Below are 17,915 nucleotides of genomic sequence, written 5' to 3'. Positions count from 1 at the left end.
GGGCCCGGCTATATGTTCTCGATCACCGACAACTATCGAAACTTCATCCGGCTGAACTACAGCAGCCCGTGGTCGCCGGAAATCGAGCAGGCCGTGATTACGGTCGGCAAGCTCGCGGCCGCACGCGTCGGTTGAGCGCGCCGCGCGTCACGTGAGCCGGTACGACTGCTCGCCGGTGCCCGCGAGCGTGCCGCCGTCGACGATCAGGTAGGCCTCGCGAATCGGCCGGCGCTCGAACCAGCACTGCAGAATTTCGAGCGTACCGGCCGCGTAGCGCGCCTGCGCGGACAGCGACGTGCCCGAGATATGCGGCGTCATCCCGTTGAACGGCATCGCGCGCCACGGATGATCGGCCGGTGCGGGCTCGGGAAACCACACGTCGCCGCCGTAGCCGGCCAGATGGCCCGAGGCGACCGCACGCACGACCGCGTCGCGATCGACGAGTTTCGCGCGCGCGGTGTTGATCAGATACGCGCCGCGCTTCATGCGCGCGATCATTGCGGCATCGAACAGATGCTCGGTCGACGGATAGAGCGGAATCTGCAGATTCACGATGTCGACCGCGCTCGCGAGCGACGCGACGTCCGCGTGATAGGTCAGCGCGAGTTCGTGTTCGATCGCCGGATCGAGCCGATGCCGCTGCGTATAGTGCAGCGCCAGCCCGAACGGCTTCAGCCGCCGCAGCACCGCGAGCCCGATGCGGCCGGCGCCGACCGTGCCGAAATGCATGCCCTCGATGTCGTAGCTGCGCGATACGCAGTCGGCGATGTTCCAGCCGCCTTGCTGCGCGATCGCGTGCGACGGCAGATAGTTGCGCACGAGCGCAAGCGTCGTCATCACGACATGCTCGGCGACGCTGACGCTGTTCGATCCGGTGACTTCCGCGACGGTGATGCCCGCGCGCGCGGCCGCCGCGAGATCGACGTGATCGGAGCCGATGCCCGCAGTCAGCGCGAGCCGCAGCTTCGGCGCGCGCGCGATCCCCTCGGCGGTCAGATACGCGGGCCAGAACGGCTGCGAAATCACGACGTCCGCTTCCGGCAGCCGGCGCTCGAATTCGGAGTCGGGGCCGTCCTTGTCGCTCGTCACGATCAGCGTATGACCGTGCGCCGCCAGATAGTCGCGCAACCCGAGCGCGCCCGATACCGAGCCGACGAGTTCGCCCGGCCGAAAACCGGGCGGCCCGGACGGCGTCGGCGCGAGCTGGCCGTCCGCGTAGTGCGTGATGACGGGAATCGTGTCGCGCACGTAGCGCGGCGGATAGCCGTCGACGGGGTCGGGGTACAGCACGCAGAGGACGGTCGCCATCATGCACTCCGGACGCGGGTCGGGACAGCGGCGCGGCAGGCGCGCCGCCGATGCGGCGTGCTGCGCCGCAACGGTGCTGACGTTCTACGCCGGCCGCGCATCGCGCACAAGCTACAGTCGCGTTTGCGTGCGCTGCGGCGCGCGCTGTACCTGTTCTTTTCGTGAAGGACGCCGATAATGGGAGCGTTGACGAACCGTGCGGGAGCGATCCCATGTCTGGAAACGCCTCCTCGGCGCCGCGTCCCGATCTCGCGCAAGGCATCGCGCTCGACGACATCGCGGACGGCGCCATGATCGAAGGCCGCGTCGGCGACGAAGCCGTGCTGCTCGTGCGGCGCGGCGATGCGCTGTTCGCGGTCGGCGCGCAGTGCCCGCATTACGGCGCACCGCTTGCGCAAGGGCTGCTGGTCGGCGACACGCTGCGCTGCCCGTGGCATCACGCGGCCTTCTGTCTGCGTAGCGGCGCACGCTTGCGCGCGCCCGCGCTCGACGGACTCAACTGCTGGCGCGTCGAACGTCGCGACGGCCGCGCGGTCGTCGTCGATGCGCGCGCGCCGGCACCGTCGCCCGCGCCGATCGAGGCGCCCGACTCGATCGTCATCGTCGGCGGCGGGGCGGCCGCGATCTCGGCCGCGGTCACGTTGCGCGACGAAGGCTACACGCGCGCGATCACGCTGCTCAGCGGCGACGACGAACCGCCGTACGATCGCCCGAACCTGTCGAAGGACTATCTGGCCGGCACGGCCGAGGCCGACTGGCTGCCGCTGCGCTCGCCGTCGTTCTACGCGGACAGGAAGATCGACCTGCGCTGCGGCACGCGCGTCGCACGCATCGATGCCGCGCAGCGCGCGGTCGAGCTCGCGGACGGCAGCCGGCTCGGCTACGGTGCGCTGCTGCTCGCGACGGGCGCCGTACCGAACCGGCTGACGGTGCCGGGCGCCGATTTGCCGCACGTGTGCGTGCTGCGCTCGCGCGCGGACTGCGATGCGCTGATCGCGCGGCTTGCGACTGCGCGCCGCTGCGTGGTGGTCGGCGCAAGCTTCATCGGGCTCGAGGCGGCCGCCGCGCTGCGCACGCGCACGCTCGACGTGCACGTCGTCGCGCCCGGTTCGCATCCGATGGCGCACGTGCTCGGCGACGCGCTCGGCGATGCGGTGCGCGCGCTGCACGAGTCGCACGGCGTCGTGTTTCATCTCGGCGCGACGCTCGCGCGGATCGAGCACGATCGTGTGACGCTATCGACCGGCGACGTGCTGCCTGCCGATCTCGTCGTGGTCGGCATCGGCGTTCGGCCGGACGTCGCGCTTGCGCAGGACGCGGGTCTCGAGGTCGACCGCGGCGTCAGCGTCGACCGCTATCTGCAGACGAGCGCGCCCGGCATCTATGCGGCCGGCGATATCGCGCGCTGGCCCGATCCGCTGACGGGCGAGCGCATTCGCGTCGAGCACTGGGTCGTCGCGCAACGGCAGGGCAGCACGGCCGCGCACAACATGCTCGGCCGGCAACGGCCGTTCGATGCGGTGCCGTTCTTCTGGACGCAGCACTACGACATGACGATCCGCTATGTCGGCCATGCGGAGCACTGGGATCGCGTCGAAATCGAAGGCGACCTGCACGCGCACGACGGCTCGGTCAGCTACTGGCGCGGCGACGTGCGACTCGCGGTCGCGACGATCGGCCGCGATCTCGATTGTCTGCGTGCGGAGGCGGCGCTCGAAACGCAGATCGCCGGCGGATGACGGCGACGGCCGTGCGCAGGCGGCGCCATCGCGCGCGTCCGGCACGGCATCGGTCTTGACGCAAATGGCTGCAGAAACGTTGCGTACGCAACGAATGCGCGCAAGCCTGACGGGAAACGGAATGGACAAGTATCTGGTCGACGCACTGCTCAACGCGATCGCCGAGCGCAACATCGGTCATCGGGTCGTCGATCGCGACACTGCGGGCTCGACGTCGGTCGAGCTGACGCTGGACGACGTATCGCAGCTGATGCGCGACGCGTTCGATGCGGGCCGCTGCGTGCGCGCGCCCGCGCGGCCCGGCGGCGAACGATGAGCGCGCCGCGCTCAGCGGTCGTGCGTCTTCAGCATGATGCGCCCCTGGTCGAGGCCGCCGCGCAACGCTTCGTCGCAGGTGAGCCATTCGGGCGTGACGAGCTCGGGCGCCGGCAGGTCGACCGGTGCGCCGTCGCGGAAGATCCGCACGTGCGCGACCCACGCGCCGCGTTCGTTGCGCGTCGCCTCGACGCGAATCTCGTGACCCATGAACATTTCGCTGGCGTGCATCGTTCGAAACCCTCCATCGATCGTGATCGTCGCTTCGGTGCGACGATCGTACCAGCGCCGCGCGCACGTTGCATCCGAAGCCGATGACGACCATCCTCCGATGGGCGAGGCGGACCGCCGTTGCGGCGGTCGCGATGCAGGCGTGCCCCGCCGGCCTGCCGCCTGCGCCGCGACGCACCTCTAGCCGGAGTTGCCGATGAATACGCTGATTGCATTGTCCTACCCCGATCTCGACACGGCGCATCGCGCGCTCGCGGCGCTCGCCGCGCTGCGCGACGCGCAGACGGTGGCGCTGTCGGGCGTCGTGCTCGTCGAATGTGCGCGCGACGGTAGCCGGACCGCGCACGCGGCCGATCCTGCACGCGTGTCGCACGGTTCGCTGCTCGCCGACGCGTTCGCGCGCATCGACGCATCGCTCGATGCGCTGCGCGATCGGCCGGTCGACGATGCGCTGATCGGGCGCGTCGCGCGCAAGGTGCGCGCGGGCACCGTGACGCTCGCCTTCGCGGTCACGCAACTGGACGTCGTCCGGCTCGGCGCCGCACTCGCGCCCTTCGGCGGTGACGTGCTCGACACGACGCTGTCGCTCGACGACGAGCTGAAGCTCGTCGAGGCGATCTCGAAGGCGCGCGACGGCGCGGCCGACGCCGAGCCCGATTGACGGCCGGCGTCCGCCGCCGCAGCGGGACGGCCGAACGTCCCAGCCAGCGACCGCGCTCACCGTCGCTACCAAAGTGGCCTTATAACTTGACGACAAGTGGCTATTCGCCATAAAGCCAGTGTGCTCTAGAGTTCGCTCGACATCCATACGACGAGCGAGGGCGAACATGACGCGCGTGAAGGTCGATTCATCGAGCGGCGGCAGCGCATGCCGGCCGGCAGGAGGCGACGATGCATGATGCTGCCGCCGGCCCGTTCAGGCACGACACGCTGTTTTCCGTCGCATCGCCGCGCATCGGAATCGACGAAGCGGAGGCGCTGGCGGCCGACGCGTTCGGCATCGTCGGCACCGCGAGCGCGCTGGCGAGCGAACGCGACCAGAACTTCCGCATCGACGCGGCCGACGGCGCATCGTACGTGCTGAAGCTCACGCATCCGGCCGAGCAGGCGGGTGTGACGGAGTTCCAGACGTTCGCGCAGCTGCAGGTGATCGAGGCCGACGCGACGCTGCCGGTGCCGCGGCTGATGCGCGACCGGTCGGGCCGTTACATTCACTGGCGCGACGTCGCGGGCGAGCACGCGCGCCAGGCGGTGCGGATGATCACGTTCGCGCCCGGCATTCCGCTGCATCGCGTCGAGCGTTCGCGCCGGCAGCGCCGCGCGCTCGGCACCGCGCTCGGCCGCTTCGATCGCGCGCTGCGCGGCTTCACGCACGCGCATGCGGGGCACCGGCTGCTGTGGGACATCCAGCATCTGTCGCAGCTGCGGCCGCTGCTCGACTACGTCGACGGCGGCGAGCGGCGCGCGCTTGCGCGCCATCTGCTCGACCGTCACGATGCGCACACCGCGCGCCGGATGACGACGCTGCGGCGTCAGGTGATTCACAACGATCTGAATCCGTACAACGTGCTCGTCGACGAGACCGACACCGACCGCATCACCGCGATCCTCGATTTCGGCGACATGGTGCACGCGCCGCTCGTCAACGAGCTGGCGGTCGCATCGTCGTATCAGCTTGCCGATACGCCGAATCCGCTCGAGACGGCCGTCGACTGCATCTGCGCCTACCACCGCGAGAACCCGCTGAGCGGCGACGAACTGGCAGTGTTGCCGGAGCTGATCGTCGCGCGGCTGCTGATGACGGTGTTGATCACCGGCTGGCGCGCGCGCGAGCATCCCGAGAACAGCGCCTACATCCTGCGCAACAACGCGCTGTCGTGGACGGGCCTGCACCGGCTCGCCGCGCTGCCCGACGGCGACGCGGCGCGCATCATCGGCGACGCGATCCGCCACGAACAGGAGAATCGTCATGCGCAGTGATCCGGCGATGCTGAACGCGTTCGACCCGCAGCGCGCATCGGCGCTCGACGCGCAGGCGCGTGCGCTCGTCGAGCGGCGTGCGCGCGTGCTCGGGCCCGCGTACCGGCTGTTCTACGAAACGCCGCTGCACATCGTGCGCGGCGAAGGCGTGTGGCTCTACGACAGCGCCGGCCGCGCGTATCTCGACGCGTACAACAACGTGGCGTCGATCGGCCATTGCCGGCCCGAAGTCGTCGAGGCGATCGCGAAGCAGGCGAGCACGCTGAACACGCATACGCGCTATCTGCACGACGGCATACTCGATTACGCGGAACGGCTGCTGCGCACGATGCCCGACGCGCTGTCGCAGGCAATGTTCACCTGCACGGGCAGCGAAGCGAACGATCTCGCGCTGCGCATCGCGAAGCAGTACACGGGCGGCACCGGCGTGATCGTCACGCAGCTTGCCTATCACGGCGTGACGGCCGCGATCGCCGAGATCTCGCCGTCGCTCGGCCGCCACGTGCCGCTCGGCCTGCACGTGCGCGCGGTCGCGCCACCCGACACGTATCGCGACGGCGACGCCGACGTCGGCGCGCGGTTCGCGCGCGACGTGCAGCGCGCGATCGACGACCTCGTGCGGCACGGCGTGCGGCCCGCCGCGCTGATCATCGACACGCTGTTCACGAGCGACGGCGTGTTCGCCGATCCGCGCGGTTTTCTGCAGGGTGCCGTCGCGGCGATCCGGCAGGCCGGCGGCGTCTTCATCGCGGACGAAGTGCAGGCCGGCTTCGCGCGTACCGGCTCGAAGATGTGGGGCTTCGAGCGGCACGATGTGGTTCCGGATCTGGTGACGATGGGCAAGCCGATGGGCAACGGTCATCCGATCGCCGGCCTTGCGGCACGCGCCGAGGTGCTCGAGCGGTTCGGCAAGGACACGCGCTATTTCAATACGTTCGGCGGCAATCCGGTGTCGTGCGCGGCGGCGGCCGCGACGCTCGACGTGATCGTCAACGACGGTCTGCAGGCGAACGCGAGCCGGATCGGCGCGTATCTGCGCGAAGGGTTCCGCACGCTCGCGCGCAAGCACGACCTGATCGGCGACGTGCGCGGCGACGGGCTGTTCCTCGGCGTCGAGCTCGTGCGCGACCGCCACGCGAAGACGCCGGCCGAAGACGAGAGGCAGCGCGTCGTCAATCTGATGCGCGAACGCGGCGTGCTGATCAGCGCGACCGGCGTGCGCGGCAACGTGCTGAAGATCCGTCCGCTGCTGCCGTTTACGCAGGAACACGCGGATCTGCTGCTCGCGGCCGCCGACGGCGCGCTCGCCGCGCTGTGACCGCTCGCGCGCAGCCGCAGCTACGTCGCGTCGAGCGTGCGCGCATACGCGCGGCCGAGCCGCTTCACGCCGTCGCCGATTGCGCTTTGCGCGACGCCGCCGTAGCCGAGCACGATGCTGCGATCGGCAAGCGCGTGCGGCGCGACGAAATGCGGCCGGCCGAGAATCAGGCCGTCCGCACGCGCGACGTCGGTCAGCGCGCGCGTCGACACGTCCGCATCGAAGCTCGCGAACAGATGCAGTCCCGCGCGCGCGTCGGAGAGCCGGATCGTGTTGCCGAATTCCGCATGCAGCGCGTCGCGCAGCAGTTGCTGACGCTGCGCGTATTCGATCCGCATCCGCCGCACGTGCTGCGCGAAGTGGCCGTCGTCGATGAAGTCGGCGAGCGCGGCCTGGATGTGCAGCTGGCCGGGGCGATACAGCTTCGCGCAGGCTTTCGCGAACGTGTCGGCCAGATGCGCGGGCACGACCAGATAGGCGATGCGCACGCCGGGATACATAGCCTTGCTGAACGTGCCGCCGTAGATGACGCGCGCGTCGCTGTCGAGCCCTTGCAGCGAGGGCAGCGGGATGCCGTCGTAGCGGAATTCGCTGTCGTAGTCGTCTTCCATCACCCACAGGTTGCGGCTGCGTGCGCTCTGCAGCAGTTCGAGCCGGCGCGACAGCGGCATCACGGCGCCGGTCGGATACTGGTGCGACGGGCTCGTCACGACGAGCCGCGCGCGCGCCGGCGTATCGATGTCGGTGAGCGACAGTCCGGCCGCATCGATCGCGCTCGCCACCAGTTCGAGGCCGGCGGCCGACAGCACGGTCGGGAACGCCCAATGACACGGGTTCTCGACGATCGCGACGTCGCCGGGATCGGCAAGCAGCCGCGCGCAGAGATCGATCGACTGATGCGTGCCGGACGTGATGATGACCTGCTCGGGCTCGCAGACGACCGAGCGCGAGATCTTCAGGTAGCGCGCGACCGCGGCGCGCAGCGGCGCGTAGCCGCCGTCGAGCGCGTAGCCGGACAGCGACAGGTCGCCCTTGCCGATATGCCGCGCGATCAGCCGGCGCCATACATGGAACGGGAACATCGGCGTGTCGGCGACGCCCGGCACGAACGGGCCGTAGCTTTGCGTGACGCCGCCCGGCAGCCGGTCGAGCATCGCGCCGCGCTGCGACAGCGTCATCGAATGGCGCGTATGCACGATTTCGCCCGGGCCGCTCAGCGGCCGCGGGCTCGTCGGCGCGACGAACGTGCCGCTGCCGGTGCGCGCGACGAGATAGTTCTCGGCGATCAGCCGATCGTAGGCGAGCGAGACGGTGATTCGGGAAATGCCGAGTTCCTGCGCGAGCGTGCGCGACGACGGCAGTTTCTGCCCCGCGGCGAGCGTATGATCCAGCACACCGCGCCGCACGACGTCATAGATCCGGTGCTGCAGCGTATCGCTGCCGCCATCGGACAATGCGCGCGCCAGCAGGTCGGTCAACAGGACGGCTCGCATGAAATGGCATTATCATCGAGTGCGATTTGGCTATACAGGCTATAGCCATTGATTGCTATAGTCAATTCACGCGACTGCGGGCGGCACGACACGCCGGCGGCAGTCGCGCGCGCGGGGTAACCGGCGGCCGCCGAATACGTAGAACGAGAACGGCGCCGGCATGCGCGCGATGCATCGGATACGGCTTCGCAGGAGACCAACAGAATGAAGGCCGATGATGTGATCGTCAGTTTTCGCGGTGTGCGAAAGACCTACGACGGCGAGACGCTCGTCGTCAAATCGCTGGATCTCGACATTCGCCGCGGCGAATTCCTGACGCTGCTCGGGCCGTCCGGCTCGGGCAAGACCACGTGCCTGATGATGCTGGCGGGCTTCGAATTCCCGACCGGCGGCGAAATCCGCCTCGACGGCGAGCTGCTCAATCACGTGCCGCCGCACAAGCGCAACATCGGCATGGTGTTCCAGAACTACGCGCTGTTTCCGCATCTGACGGTGGAGCAGAACGTCGCCTATCCGCTGACGGTGCGCAAGCTGCCGGCGGCCGAACGCGCCGAGCGTGTCGCGCACGCGCTGAAGATGGTGCAGATGGAGCGCTTCGCGAAGCGCTATCCGGCGCAACTCTCGGGCGGGCAGCAGCAGCGCATTGCGCTCGCGCGTGCGCTGGTGTTCGAGCCGAAGCTCGTGCTGATGGACGAACCGCTCGGCGCGCTCGACAAGCAGCTGCGCGAACACATGCAATACGAGCTGAAGGCGCTGCACGAGAAGCTCGGCGTGACGTTCGTCTACGTCACGCACGATCAGGGCGAGGCGCTGACGATGTCAGACCGCGTGGCGGTATTCGACAAGGGCATCGTGCAGCAGCTCGACACGGTGGACCGGCTCTATGAGTCGCCGTGCAACGAATTCGTGGCGAACTTCATCGGCGACAGCAACCGGCTGCGCGGCACGATCGCGCGCGTCGACGGCGAGTTCTGCGAGCTGCGGCTCGGCGACGGCACGCGCTTGATCGGGCGCAACGTCGCGAATGCCGCGCCGGGCGCACCGGCGATCGCGTGCATCCGTCCCGAGCGCATGCGTCTTTGCCGCGAGCCGGAACCGCCGGCCGCGCACGGCGACGCCGCGAATCGCGTCGCGGGCGAAGCGCTCGGGCTGATTTATTTCGGCGATCATGTGCGCATGCGTTGCGCCGTGCCCGGACAAGGCGAATGCTTCGTCAAGGTGCCGCTCGGCACAGAAGCGCTCGACAACTTTTTCCCCGGTGCGCCGGTTTCGCTGTCGTTCGCGCCCGCGCATCTGCGCGTGTTCGCGTAACGCCGGCGCGGCCGCCGGTTTCCCCGCAGTCTGTCAGTCTGTCGTCGATCACCACCACTACGCATTTTCACCGCGACCGGAGAGGAACCACCATGAATCGAACCCGCTTTACCGCACGCCGCATTGCCGTTGCGCTGACGTTGGCCGCATTCGGCGCGTCGGCGTCCGCTGCCGAACTGACGGTCGTCAACTTCGGCGGTGCGAACGGCGATGCGCAGAAGGCCGCCTTCAACCAGCCGTTCGAGAAGGCGACCGGCAACAAGGTCACCGCCGTCGAATACAACGGCGAGCAGGCGAAGGTGAAGGCGATGGTCGAGGCGAAGCACGTGAGCTGGGACGTCGTCGACGTCGAGTCCGGCGACGTCGGCCGCGGCTGCGACGAAGGCCTCTACGAGAAGCTCGACTGGTCGAAGATCGCGAAGAAGACCGATCTGATTCCCGAGGCGTACCAGACCTGCGGCGCGGGCATTTTCGTCTGGTCGACGGTGCTGTCGTACAACGCGGACAAGCTGAAGACCGCACCGGCGAACTGGGCCGATTTCTGGGACGTGAAGAAATTCCCCGGCAAGCGCGCGATGCGCAAGGGTGCGCGCTACAACCTCGAGTTCGCGCTGATGGCCGACGGCGTCGCGCCGAAGGACGTGTACAAGGTGCTGAACACGAAGGCCGGCCAGGATCGCGCCTTCAAGAAGCTCGACGAGCTGAAGCCGAACATCCAGTGGTGGGAAGCGGGCGCGCAGCCGCCGCAATTCCTCGTCGCCGGCGACGTCGTGATGTCGACCGCGTTTAGCGGCCGCATCGACGCGGCGCGCAAGGAAGGCAAGAACCTGAAGATCGTGTGGAACGGCAGCATCTACGATCTCGACTACTGGGCGATTCCGAAGGGCTCGCCGAACAAGGCGCTCGCCGAGCAGTTCATCGCCTACACGCTGACGCCGAAGCCGCAGCAGGCATACGCACAGCACATCGCGTACGGGCCGGTGAACCTCGCCGCGATCAAGTCGCTCGACGCGAAGACGCTCGCGAACCTGCCGAACTCGCCGGCGAACGGCAAGAACGCCGTGCTGCAGGACATCGGCTTCTGGACCGATCACGGCGACGAGCTCGAGCAGCGCTTCGCCGCGTGGGCGTCGAAGTAAGTCCGCCGTGCGTGGGCGCGAGCGCGTCCACGCACGGACGCCGTCCGCCGCGCGACGCAGCGTCACGCATCGCGCGGCTTGCCGCCGGACCGCGGGCCGCGGCCTGCGGTCCGGCCCGGAGAGACCTCCGTTGAACACGATGACGATCGCTTCTTCCCCGCAGTCAGGCGCTGCGCTCAAGCGCGAACTGAAAGCCGCCGAAGCGCGCAAGCGCACGATGGCGCTGCTGCTGATCGCGCCGCTCGCGATCTTCCTGCTGCTGGTGTTCGTCGTGCCGATCGGCACGCTGCTCACGCGCGCGGTGCAGAACCCGGAGATCGCCGCCGCGCTGCCGAACACGGTCGCCGCGCTGTCGCACTGGGACCGCAAGACGCCGCCCGCGGACGCCGCCTACGCGGCGCTCGCCGCCGACATGACGAAAGTCGCCGACAGCGACGCGATGGGCGCGCTCGCGCGGCGGTTGAACACCGAGATTCCCGGCTATCGCTCGCTCGTCGCCAAGACTGCGCGCGCGATGCCGCTGAAAAACGACGATGGCACGGCGCTGACGCCGGCCGGCACGCGCAGCAAACTGATCGAACTCGATGCGCGCTGGGGCGAGGTCGCGTACTGGCAGGCGATCGCCAAAAACGGCAGCACCTATTCGCCGTTCTATCTGCTCGCCGCGCTCGACCACAAGCAGGACGGCTTCGGCCACATCGTGCACGCCGATCCGGATCAGTCGATCTATCTGGCGATCTTCGGTCGCACGTTCGTGATCGGCATCGCCGTGACGCTGTTCGCGCTGCTGCTCGGCTATCCGCTCGCCTACTGGATCTCGACGCTGTCGGAGCGGCGCGCGAACCTCGCGATGATCCTCGTGCTGATTCCGTTCTGGACCTCGGTGCTCGTGCGCGTGGCCGCGTGGATCGTGCTGCTGCAGAACGAAGGGCTGATCAACAAGGCGCTGATCGGCAGCGGCCTGCTCGCGCATCCGCTTGCGCTGCTGTTCAACCGCGTGGGCGTCTATATCTCGATGACGCACATCCTGCTGCCGTTCATGATCCTGCCGCTCTACAGCGTGATGAAGTCGATTCCGCCGACCTACCAGCGCGCGGCCGTCTCGCTCGGCAGCCATCCGTTCGCGGCGTTCTGGCGCGTGTACGTGCCGCAGACGTATCCGGGCGTCGGCGCGGGCGCGCTGCTCGTGTTCATCCTCGCGATCGGCTACTACATCACGCCGGCGCTGCTCGGCGGCCCGAACGACCAGATGGTCAGCTACTACGTCGCGTACTTCACGAACGTGACGATCAACTGGGGGATGGCGTGTGCGCTCGGCGGGCTGCTGCTCGCGGCGACGCTCGTGCTGTACGCGGTGTACGGGCGCTTCACGCGCACCAACGTGAGCCTCGGCTGAACGCGGGCCGACAGGGAAGGAGAAGGAACCATGAAACTTGCCAGGCCGCTGTTTGCGCCGCACATGTCGTTCATCGAGCGCGCGTGGTATGTCGCGTTGCGCGTGCTCGTCGTGCTCACGCTGCTGTATCTGATCCTGCCGGTGCTTGCGATCGTGCCGCTGTCGTTCTCGTCGAGCACGTTCCTCGTGTATCCGATTCCCGGCTTCTCGACGCGCTGGTACGAAAACCTGATCGCGTCGGACGAGTGGCGCATGGCCGCGAAGAACAGCTTCATCGTGGCGCCCTCGGCGACGCTCGTGGCGACCGTGCTCGGCACGCTGGCCGCGATCGGGCTGACGAAGGCCGAGTTTCGCGGCAAGGGGCTGCTGATGGCGGTGCTGCTCTCGCCGATGATCGTGCCGGTGGTGGTGGTCGGTGTCGGCATGTATCTGTTCTTCGCACCGCTCGGGCTCGCGAATACGTACACGGGGCTGATCGCGGCGCACGCGGCGCTCGGTGTGCCGTTCGTCGTGACGACAGTGGCCGCGACGCTGCAGGGCTTCAACCAGAACCTCGTGCGCGCGAGCCTGTCGCTGGGCGCGAATCCGGTGACGACATTCTTCCGCGTGACGCTGCCGGTGATCGCGCCGGGCGTGATGTCGGGTGCGCTGTTCGCGTTCGCGACGTCGTTCGACGAAGTGGTCGTCACGCTGTTTCTGGCCGGCGCGGACCAGACGACGCTGCCGCGGCAGATGTTTACCGGCATCCGCGAAAACATCAGCCCGACGATCGCGGCGCTCGCGACGATCCTGATCGTGTTCTCGACGAGCCTGCTGCTCGCGCTCGAGTGGCTGCGCGGGCGTCAGGCGCGGCGCGCGGTGGCGTAACGCGAAAGAAGCGAAAGAAGCGAAAGACGCCGGAGACGAGCGCGTACGTACGCGCGCGCCGCGCGCTGCAAGAATGCCCATCGCGTATAGCGAATTGCAACCGGTGTGAACGGCCGCGCGAGCGGCATCGCGAAGACCGCACGGCCGTGCATCGCCAACTCGCCCGCCGCAATCCCCATCCCTGCCTGCTTCCTTGTCGATCCGCGCCGCGCACCGGCCTTGCGCGCGATGCGGGCGCGCACCTTGCTCGACCGCGTGGCGGCGACGATGCCGTTGCCGCATTCGACAAGGAGGTCCGACATGAAAGCAGTCGTATTTCACGGTATCGGCGACATCCGCATCGATACCGTTCCCGATCCGGAAGTCGCCGACACCACCGATGCGGTCGTGCGCCTGACGGCCAGCGCGATCTGCGGCACCGATCTGCACATGGTGCGCGGCACGCTCGGCGGCATGAAGCCGGGCACGATTCTTGGGCACGAAGGCGTCGGCATCGTCGAGGCGGTCGGCCGCGACGTGCGCAATCTGCGGCGCGACGACCGCGTGCTGATTCCGTCGACGATCGCGTGCGGCCACTGCGTGTACTGCCGTGCCGGCTATACCGCGCAGTGCGACGTCGCGAATCCGGGCGGCCCGCGCGCGGGCACCGCGTTCTTCGGCGGCCCGGCCGACACGGGCGCGTTTGACGGACTGCAGGCCGAATACGCGCGCACGCCGCTCGCGAACGCGAGCCTGATCCGTCTGCCCGACGAAATCGACGACGATCGCGCGATCCTGATGTCCGATATTTTTCCGACCGGCTATTTCGGCGCGCAACTCGCCGAAGTGAAGCCGGGCGATACGGTCGCCGTGTTCGGCGCGGGCCCGGTCGGGCAGTTCGCGATCGCGAGCGCGAAGCTGATGGGTGCGGGTCGCGTGATCGCGATCGACCGGATCGCATCGCGTCTCGACATGGCCTGTGCGCAGGGCGCGGAAGCGGTCGACTTCTCCGAGGAAGACCCGGTCGATACCGTGCTGCGTCTGACGGGCGGAATCGGCGTCGATCGTGTGATCGATGCGGTCGGCGTCGACGCGATGCGCGCGACGCACGGGCCCGCTGCGGCCGACCACGAGGCCGCGCGTGCATTCGATGCGGAGGTCGACGCGGTCGCGCCGCGCCGCAAGCCGGACGGCCGCTACTGGGTGCCGGGCGACGGGCCGTCGCAGGTGCTGCAATGGGCGGTGCGCGCGGTCGCGAAGGCGGGCACGGTCGCGGTGATCGGCGTCTATCCGCCGCAGGCGCGCGTGTTTCCGATCGGCGAGGCGATGAACCGCAACCTGACGATCAAGATGGGCAACTGCAATCACCGGACGATCACGCCGCAACTGATCGAACTGGTGCGCAGCGGTGCGTTCGATCCGTTGTCGGTGCTGACGCAGCGCGAGCCGCTGACCAACGCGATCGACGCCTATCGCGCCTTCGACGTCCGCGAGCCGGGCTGGATCAAAGTGAAACTGGAGCCGTGATCATGGAACCCGCAACGAACCGCACCGAACTGAATGCGCGTTACGACACCTGCATGGCCGCATGCGACGCATGTGCGCATGCGTGCGACGCCTGCGCCGGCGCGTGTCTCGCGGAGCCGGACCCGCGCGCGCTGACCGCCTGCATCGCGCTCGACATCGACTGCGCGCTGCTGTGCCGCTTCGCGTCCGGCGCGATGGCCCGCCGCAGCGTGCTCGCGCCGCAGGTGTGCGCCTTGTGCGCGCAGGTGTGCGAGCGCTGCGCGGCGGAATGCCGGCGCCATACGCACGAGCACTGCCGGCGCTGCGCGCTCGCCTGCGATGCCTGCGCGGCGATGTGCCGTGCGATGGCGTGAACGCGGCCGCTTACGGGCGAGCTTGGAACTTGCGTGCGACGCGCTGCAGCAGCGCGTCGAGCACCGGCATCTCGACGGGTTTCACGAGGTGGTCGTCAAAGCCTGCGCTGGTACTGCGCGCGCGGTCCGACGGTTGCGCGTGCCCCGACAACGCGACGCACGCGGTGTCGGCGAGCGCATCGATCCGGCGCAACGCCTGCAGCAGCGAATACCCGTCGACGTCCGGCATCGTCAGATCGATCAGCATCAGATGCGGCGTGTAGTCGCGTGCGAGCGCGAGCGCTTCGTCGGCGCTGTATGCGACGCGCGGCGCGTGGCCTTTGACCTGCAGCAGCACCGCGAGCGTGTCCGCGGAGTCGCGGTTGTCGTCGACGACAACGATGCGCAGCGGCGCGACCGGCGTGTCGGCGGCCGCGCTCGCGACCGGAAGCTCGGGCTCCGCGCGCGCCGCGCGTTCGACGGGCAGACGGATGATGAACGTCGCGCCGTGGCCGGGGCCGTCGCTCTCCGCGGAGATCATCCCGCCGTGCAGTTCGACGAACGACCGGCAGATCGCGAGGCCGAGGCCGAAGCCGTCGGTCGGCCGATGGGCCGCGCCTTCCTGCTCGAACAGATCGAAGATCGACTCGAGCGCGCCGGGCGCGATCCCGACGCCGCGATCGATCACGCGAATCGCGACGACCGGGCCTTCGACGCGCGCGCTGATATCGATACGCCCGCCGCGCGGCGAAAATTTCGATGCGTTGTCGAGCAGGTTGTGCAGCACCTGCACGAGCCGCGCATCGTCGCCGCGCAGCACGATCGGCTCGGGCGGCAGATCGACGTGGATCTGCTGCTCGCGGGTCGCCAGCTTCGGCTGCACGCTTTCGACGCCGCGGGCCACGAGATCGCGTACCGTCACCGGCCGATCCTCGAGCTCGACCTTGCCGGACGTGATGCGGCCGACGTCGAGCAGATCGTCGACGAGCCGCGTCAGTTGCGCGACCTGGCGATGCACCGCGTCGCGGCACTGCGCGAGCGCGGGCGCCGGATCGGGCAGGCTCTGCAGCACGCCGACCGAATGGCGCAGCGGCGCGAGATGGTTGCGCAGTTCGTGCGCGAGCATCGCGATGAATACGCTGAGCCGATGCGTGGACGTTTCGAGTTCCTCGAGCCGCCTGCGCTCGGTCATGTCGCGCGTGATCTTGATGAAGCCGCACAGCTGGCCCGACTCGTCGCGCACCGCGGTGATCGTCACGTTGGCCCAGAACAGCGAGCCGTCCTTGCGCACGCGCCAGCCTTCGTCCTCGAAGCGGCCATGCGTCGCGGCTTCGCGCAGCCCGTACGACGGGCGGCCGGCCGCGAGCGCTTCGGGCGGATAGAAGCGCGAGAAATGGTTGCCGACGATTTCGCTCGCGCGGTAACCCTTGATGCGCTCGGCGCCGGCGTTCCACGTGACGACGTGGCCCTCCGTGTCGAGCATGAACACCGCATAGTCGGTGATCGAGGCGACGACGGTCTGGAAACGGAATTCCGCGAAACGGTGCAGCAGGTCGCCACCGTCCGGAGCGGGGGACGGCGGGGGATTCGAATGGGGTCGAATGTCGTCTTTCGTCATCAGAGGCGAGCTCAGCTGCAAATGGAACGCCATTGGCCGTCCGCGGAAAAAGGGGACGGCGGCGTGGTGGTTCGGATCGGCACCCCGAGAGGATACGGGATCGCCGCTTGATTGGCTAATGGGCACGCACGGACCGTGCCGGGTTGCACAACCGATAAGGGGGCCCGCCTAGGGGGGGCCGTCTAGGGGCCCGCTTACGCGGGCCGCCAACGGAGCCTCCAGTGGCGCGCGCCCGCGCGTGCCGCGCCCGTCGCGGCTTGCGTCCCATGGCTCGTGGCCCGGCCCTCCCGCCTCGCACCTCTCGGCTCTCGGCTCTCGGCTCTCGGCTCGCGCCTCGCAGCCCGCAGCCCGCAGCCCGCAGCCCGCAGCCCGCAGCCCGCAGCCCGCAGCCGCCCCGGCACGGCACTTGCGTCCCTCGCACGCCCGACGACCGGCGCGGCCCGCTGCGGCCGCGCCGCGCATGGCAACCGCGAGGACATAGCGATGAGCACACTGAATCCCGACAACGAGCCGGCCGGCCCGGACGACGAGAACGCGAGCCGCGGCCGCGACGGGCGCGCGCTCGGCCCGAGCGATTCGTCGGACAGCGGCAGCGACACGGCCGGCGCGCGGCGCCATTCGTTCGACGTCGACTCGCCGCTCGACGCGCATGCGCTCGAGCGCGGCGACGCGACGCTCGACAGCGACACGGACCGCGCGGGCACGGGCGAGCGCGCGGCCGCGGACGGCGACGCGACCTTCGAGGAGAGCGCGGACATCGAGCCGGACCGGCTCGAACAGCTGGCCGAGCCGCCCGACGCGGGCGAACCCGATGAATCGGACGAATTGGACGAGCGCGGCGGTCAGCGCGACGGCGAGCCCGGCTGACGCGCACGCAAAAACTGCAATTCGGTTGCAGATCGGCACGACCGGCGCGTGCGGCGCGCGCGTTCGGGCCCCGCACGCGCGGCATGCCGATTGCGCCGGCGACGCGGCGCGCGCGCCGGGCGGCATGGGGCCGCTCGTCGCGCACGCGGCCAAGGAGGACACGATGCAACGACGATATCCCGGGCGGCCGGTCGAACGGCGCGGCCCGCCCGATTGGCAGGAACGCAGCGAACGCGCGTACCGGGACGCAGGCGAGCGCGGCTTTCCGGACGATCCGGCGCTGCGGCCCGAGGAAGACTACGAGTCCGCGTACCGGCGCTTCGCGAGCGAGGACGTCGGGCCCGAGGAATGGGGCAGCGAGTGGACCGAGCGCGCGGCACGGCCCGCGGCGGAACTCGGCGGGCGCGGCGCACGCACCGAATGGCACGGCGGCCCCGGCGGACCGGGTGAGCCGCGCGGCGCGGCGTACGAGGCCGAGCGCGGTCGCGGGCAGCC

The 17,915-nt window shown here is 69.2% G+C and carries 17 protein-coding genes and 1 pseudogene; 13 read left to right on the top strand and 5 right to left on the bottom strand.

The window, feature by feature from the left end; genetic code table 11:
* Positions 1-147: 147 nt before the first annotated feature.
* A complete protein-coding gene (locus BST28156_RS32925; protein ID WP_012217855.1) occupies positions 148-1,308 on the bottom strand; it encodes an NAD-dependent formate dehydrogenase in 1,161 nt (386 codons plus the stop codon).
* A 212-nt stretch (positions 1,309-1,520) separates the two neighbouring features.
* On the opposite strand from BST28156_RS32925, the gene BST28156_RS32920 reads away from it, so the two are divergent.
* Positions 1,521-3,047, top strand: a complete 1,527-nt coding sequence (locus BST28156_RS32920) for an FAD-dependent oxidoreductase (protein ID WP_012217856.1) — start codon at positions 1,521-1,523, stop codon at positions 3,045-3,047.
* Positions 3,048-3,168: 121 nt separating this feature from the next.
* The gene (locus tag BST28156_RS32915) at positions 3,169-3,363 is read left to right on the top strand and encodes a hypothetical protein (RefSeq protein WP_012217857.1); all 195 of its coding nucleotides are present in this window, start codon (positions 3,169-3,171) and stop codon (positions 3,361-3,363) included.
* Between the two features lie 11 nt (positions 3,364-3,374).
* On the opposite strand, the gene BST28156_RS32910 is transcribed toward BST28156_RS32915, so the two are convergent.
* On the bottom strand, positions 3,375-3,593 hold the full coding sequence (locus BST28156_RS32910) for a DUF6566 family protein (protein ID WP_006398879.1): 219 nt from the start codon (positions 3,591-3,593) through the stop codon (positions 3,375-3,377).
* A gap of 196 nt (positions 3,594-3,789) precedes the next feature.
* Between BST28156_RS32910 and BST28156_RS32905 the strand changes: the two genes are divergently transcribed.
* The 3 genes from BST28156_RS32905 to BST28156_RS32895 all read left to right on the top strand — a co-directional run bounded on the left by BST28156_RS32905 (position 3,790) and on the right by BST28156_RS32895 (position 6,891).
* Positions 3,790-4,254 carry a DUF1269 domain-containing protein gene (locus BST28156_RS32905; protein ID WP_012217858.1) on the top strand — a complete coding sequence of 155 codons (465 nt, stop codon included), beginning with the start codon at positions 3,790-3,792 and terminating at the stop codon, positions 4,252-4,254.
* Between the two features lie 230 nt (positions 4,255-4,484).
* Positions 4,485-5,573 (top strand): phosphotransferase, encoded by a 1,089-nt coding sequence (locus BST28156_RS32900; protein ID WP_012217859.1) that lies wholly within the window; start codon positions 4,485-4,487, stop codon positions 5,571-5,573.
* Positions 5,563-6,891 (top strand): aspartate aminotransferase family protein, encoded by a 1,329-nt coding sequence (locus tag BST28156_RS32895; protein WP_012217860.1) that lies wholly within the window; start codon positions 5,563-5,565, stop codon positions 6,889-6,891. The genes BST28156_RS32900 and BST28156_RS32895 overlap by 11 nt, the downstream gene beginning before the upstream one ends.
* A 20-nt stretch (positions 6,892-6,911) precedes the next feature.
* Here the strand turns inward: BST28156_RS32895 and pdxR are convergent, their stop codons facing one another.
* Positions 6,912-8,384 carry a MocR-like pyridoxine biosynthesis transcription factor PdxR gene (gene pdxR / locus BST28156_RS32890; RefSeq protein ID WP_012217861.1) on the bottom strand — a complete coding sequence of 491 codons (1,473 nt, stop codon included), beginning with the start codon at positions 8,382-8,384 and terminating at the stop codon, positions 6,912-6,914.
* 204 nt (positions 8,385-8,588) lie between these two features.
* Here pdxR and BST28156_RS32885 point away from each other — a divergent pair, with 204 nt between their 5' ends.
* The 4 genes from BST28156_RS32885 (at position 8,589) to BST28156_RS32870 (ending at position 13,097) form a co-directional block, all read left to right on the top strand.
* Positions 8,589-9,695 carry an ABC transporter ATP-binding protein gene (locus BST28156_RS32885; RefSeq protein ID WP_006398885.1) on the top strand — a complete coding sequence of 369 codons (1,107 nt, stop codon included), beginning with the start codon at positions 8,589-8,591 and terminating at the stop codon, positions 9,693-9,695.
* A 92-nt stretch (positions 9,696-9,787) separates the two neighbouring features.
* Positions 9,788-10,834: an ABC transporter substrate-binding protein gene (locus BST28156_RS32880; protein WP_012217862.1), complete on the top strand. Its 1,047-nt coding sequence runs from the start codon at positions 9,788-9,790 to the stop codon at positions 10,832-10,834.
* Between the two features lie 130 nt (positions 10,835-10,964).
* A complete protein-coding gene (locus tag BST28156_RS32875; protein WP_012464952.1) occupies positions 10,965-12,230 on the top strand; it encodes an ABC transporter permease in 1,266 nt (421 codons plus the stop codon).
* Between the two features lie 30 nt (positions 12,231-12,260).
* On the top strand, positions 12,261-13,097 hold the full coding sequence (locus BST28156_RS32870; protein WP_012217864.1) for an ABC transporter permease: 837 nt from the start codon (positions 12,261-12,263) through the stop codon (positions 13,095-13,097).
* On the opposite strand, the gene BST28156_RS32865 is transcribed toward BST28156_RS32870, so the two are convergent.
* Positions 13,073-13,399 carry a hypothetical protein gene (locus BST28156_RS32865; RefSeq protein ID WP_038442066.1) on the bottom strand — a complete coding sequence of 109 codons (327 nt, stop codon included), beginning with the start codon at positions 13,397-13,399 and terminating at the stop codon, positions 13,073-13,075. The genes BST28156_RS32870 and BST28156_RS32865 overlap by 25 nt on opposite strands.
* Between BST28156_RS32865 and BST28156_RS32860 the strand changes: the two genes are divergently transcribed.
* Together BST28156_RS32860 and BST28156_RS32855 are read left to right on the top strand one after the other, a co-directional pair.
* A complete protein-coding gene (locus tag BST28156_RS32860; protein ID WP_006398890.1) occupies positions 13,398-14,603 on the top strand; it encodes a zinc-dependent alcohol dehydrogenase in 1,206 nt (401 codons plus the stop codon). The genes BST28156_RS32865 and BST28156_RS32860 overlap by 2 nt on opposite strands.
* Positions 14,604-14,605: 2 nt before the next feature.
* Positions 14,606-14,956: a four-helix bundle copper-binding protein gene (locus tag BST28156_RS32855; protein WP_012217865.1), complete on the top strand. Its 351-nt coding sequence runs from the start codon at positions 14,606-14,608 to the stop codon at positions 14,954-14,956.
* 10 nt (positions 14,957-14,966) lie between these two features.
* Here BST28156_RS32855 and BST28156_RS32850 read toward each other — a convergent pair whose 3' ends face one another.
* Positions 14,967-16,553 carry a hybrid sensor histidine kinase/response regulator gene (locus tag BST28156_RS32850; protein WP_012464951.1) on the bottom strand — a complete coding sequence of 529 codons (1,587 nt, stop codon included), beginning with the start codon at positions 16,551-16,553 and terminating at the stop codon, positions 14,967-14,969.
* 483 nt (positions 16,554-17,036) lie between these two features.
* Here BST28156_RS32850 and BST28156_RS32845 point away from each other — a divergent pair, with 483 nt between their 5' ends.
* Together BST28156_RS32845 and BST28156_RS32840 are read left to right on the top strand one after the other, a co-directional pair.
* A complete protein-coding gene (locus BST28156_RS32845; RefSeq protein WP_012217867.1) occupies positions 17,037-17,420 on the top strand; it encodes a hypothetical protein in 384 nt (127 codons plus the stop codon).
* A 163-nt stretch (positions 17,421-17,583) separates the two neighbouring features.
* Positions 17,584-17,915 (top strand): annotated as a pseudogene (locus tag BST28156_RS32840) (BON domain-containing protein); the annotation flags it as partial.

Source organism: Burkholderia pseudomultivorans, from assembly GCF_902499075.1.
Classification (GTDB): domain Bacteria; phylum Pseudomonadota; class Gammaproteobacteria; order Burkholderiales; family Burkholderiaceae; genus Burkholderia; species Burkholderia pseudomultivorans.
This window is presented reverse-complemented; position numbering and strand designations above follow the sequence as displayed.

What these genes read in the sequence shown, in the direction of transcription:
- BST28156_RS32925 (WP_012217855.1), bottom strand. Translation starts at nt 1,308, where the DNA reads ATGGCGACCGTCCTCTGCGTGCTGTACCCCGACCCCGTCGACGGCTAT.
- BST28156_RS32920 (WP_012217856.1), top strand. Translation starts at nt 1,521, where the DNA reads ATGTCTGGAAACGCCTCCTCGGCGCCGCGTCCCGATCTCGCGCAAGGC.
- BST28156_RS32915 (WP_012217857.1), top strand. Translation starts at nt 3,169, where the DNA reads ATGGACAAGTATCTGGTCGACGCACTGCTCAACGCGATCGCCGAGCGC.
- BST28156_RS32910 (WP_006398879.1), bottom strand. Translation starts at nt 3,593, where the DNA reads ATGCACGCCAGCGAAATGTTCATGGGTCACGAGATTCGCGTCGAGGCG.
- BST28156_RS32905 (WP_012217858.1), top strand. Translation starts at nt 3,790, where the DNA reads ATGAATACGCTGATTGCATTGTCCTACCCCGATCTCGACACGGCGCAT.
- BST28156_RS32900 (WP_012217859.1), top strand. Translation starts at nt 4,485, where the DNA reads ATGCATGATGCTGCCGCCGGCCCGTTCAGGCACGACACGCTGTTTTCC.
- BST28156_RS32895 (WP_012217860.1), top strand. Translation starts at nt 5,563, where the DNA reads ATGCGCAGTGATCCGGCGATGCTGAACGCGTTCGACCCGCAGCGCGCA.
- pdxR (WP_012217861.1), bottom strand. Translation starts at nt 8,384, where the DNA reads ATGCGAGCCGTCCTGTTGACCGACCTGCTGGCGCGCGCATTGTCCGAT.
- BST28156_RS32885 (WP_006398885.1), top strand. Translation starts at nt 8,589, where the DNA reads ATGAAGGCCGATGATGTGATCGTCAGTTTTCGCGGTGTGCGAAAGACC.
- BST28156_RS32880 (WP_012217862.1), top strand. Translation starts at nt 9,788, where the DNA reads ATGAATCGAACCCGCTTTACCGCACGCCGCATTGCCGTTGCGCTGACG.
- BST28156_RS32870 (WP_012217864.1), top strand. Translation starts at nt 12,261, where the DNA reads ATGAAACTTGCCAGGCCGCTGTTTGCGCCGCACATGTCGTTCATCGAG.
- BST28156_RS32860 (WP_006398890.1), top strand. Translation starts at nt 13,398, where the DNA reads ATGAAAGCAGTCGTATTTCACGGTATCGGCGACATCCGCATCGATACC.
- BST28156_RS32865 (WP_038442066.1), bottom strand. Translation starts at nt 13,399, where the DNA reads ATGTCGGACCTCCTTGTCGAATGCGGCAACGGCATCGTCGCCGCCACG.
- BST28156_RS32855 (WP_012217865.1), top strand. Translation starts at nt 14,606, where the DNA reads ATGGAACCCGCAACGAACCGCACCGAACTGAATGCGCGTTACGACACC.
- BST28156_RS32850 (WP_012464951.1), bottom strand. Translation starts at nt 16,553, where the DNA reads ATGACGAAAGACGACATTCGACCCCATTCGAATCCCCCGCCGTCCCCC.
- BST28156_RS32845 (WP_012217867.1), top strand. Translation starts at nt 17,037, where the DNA reads ATGAGCACACTGAATCCCGACAACGAGCCGGCCGGCCCGGACGACGAG.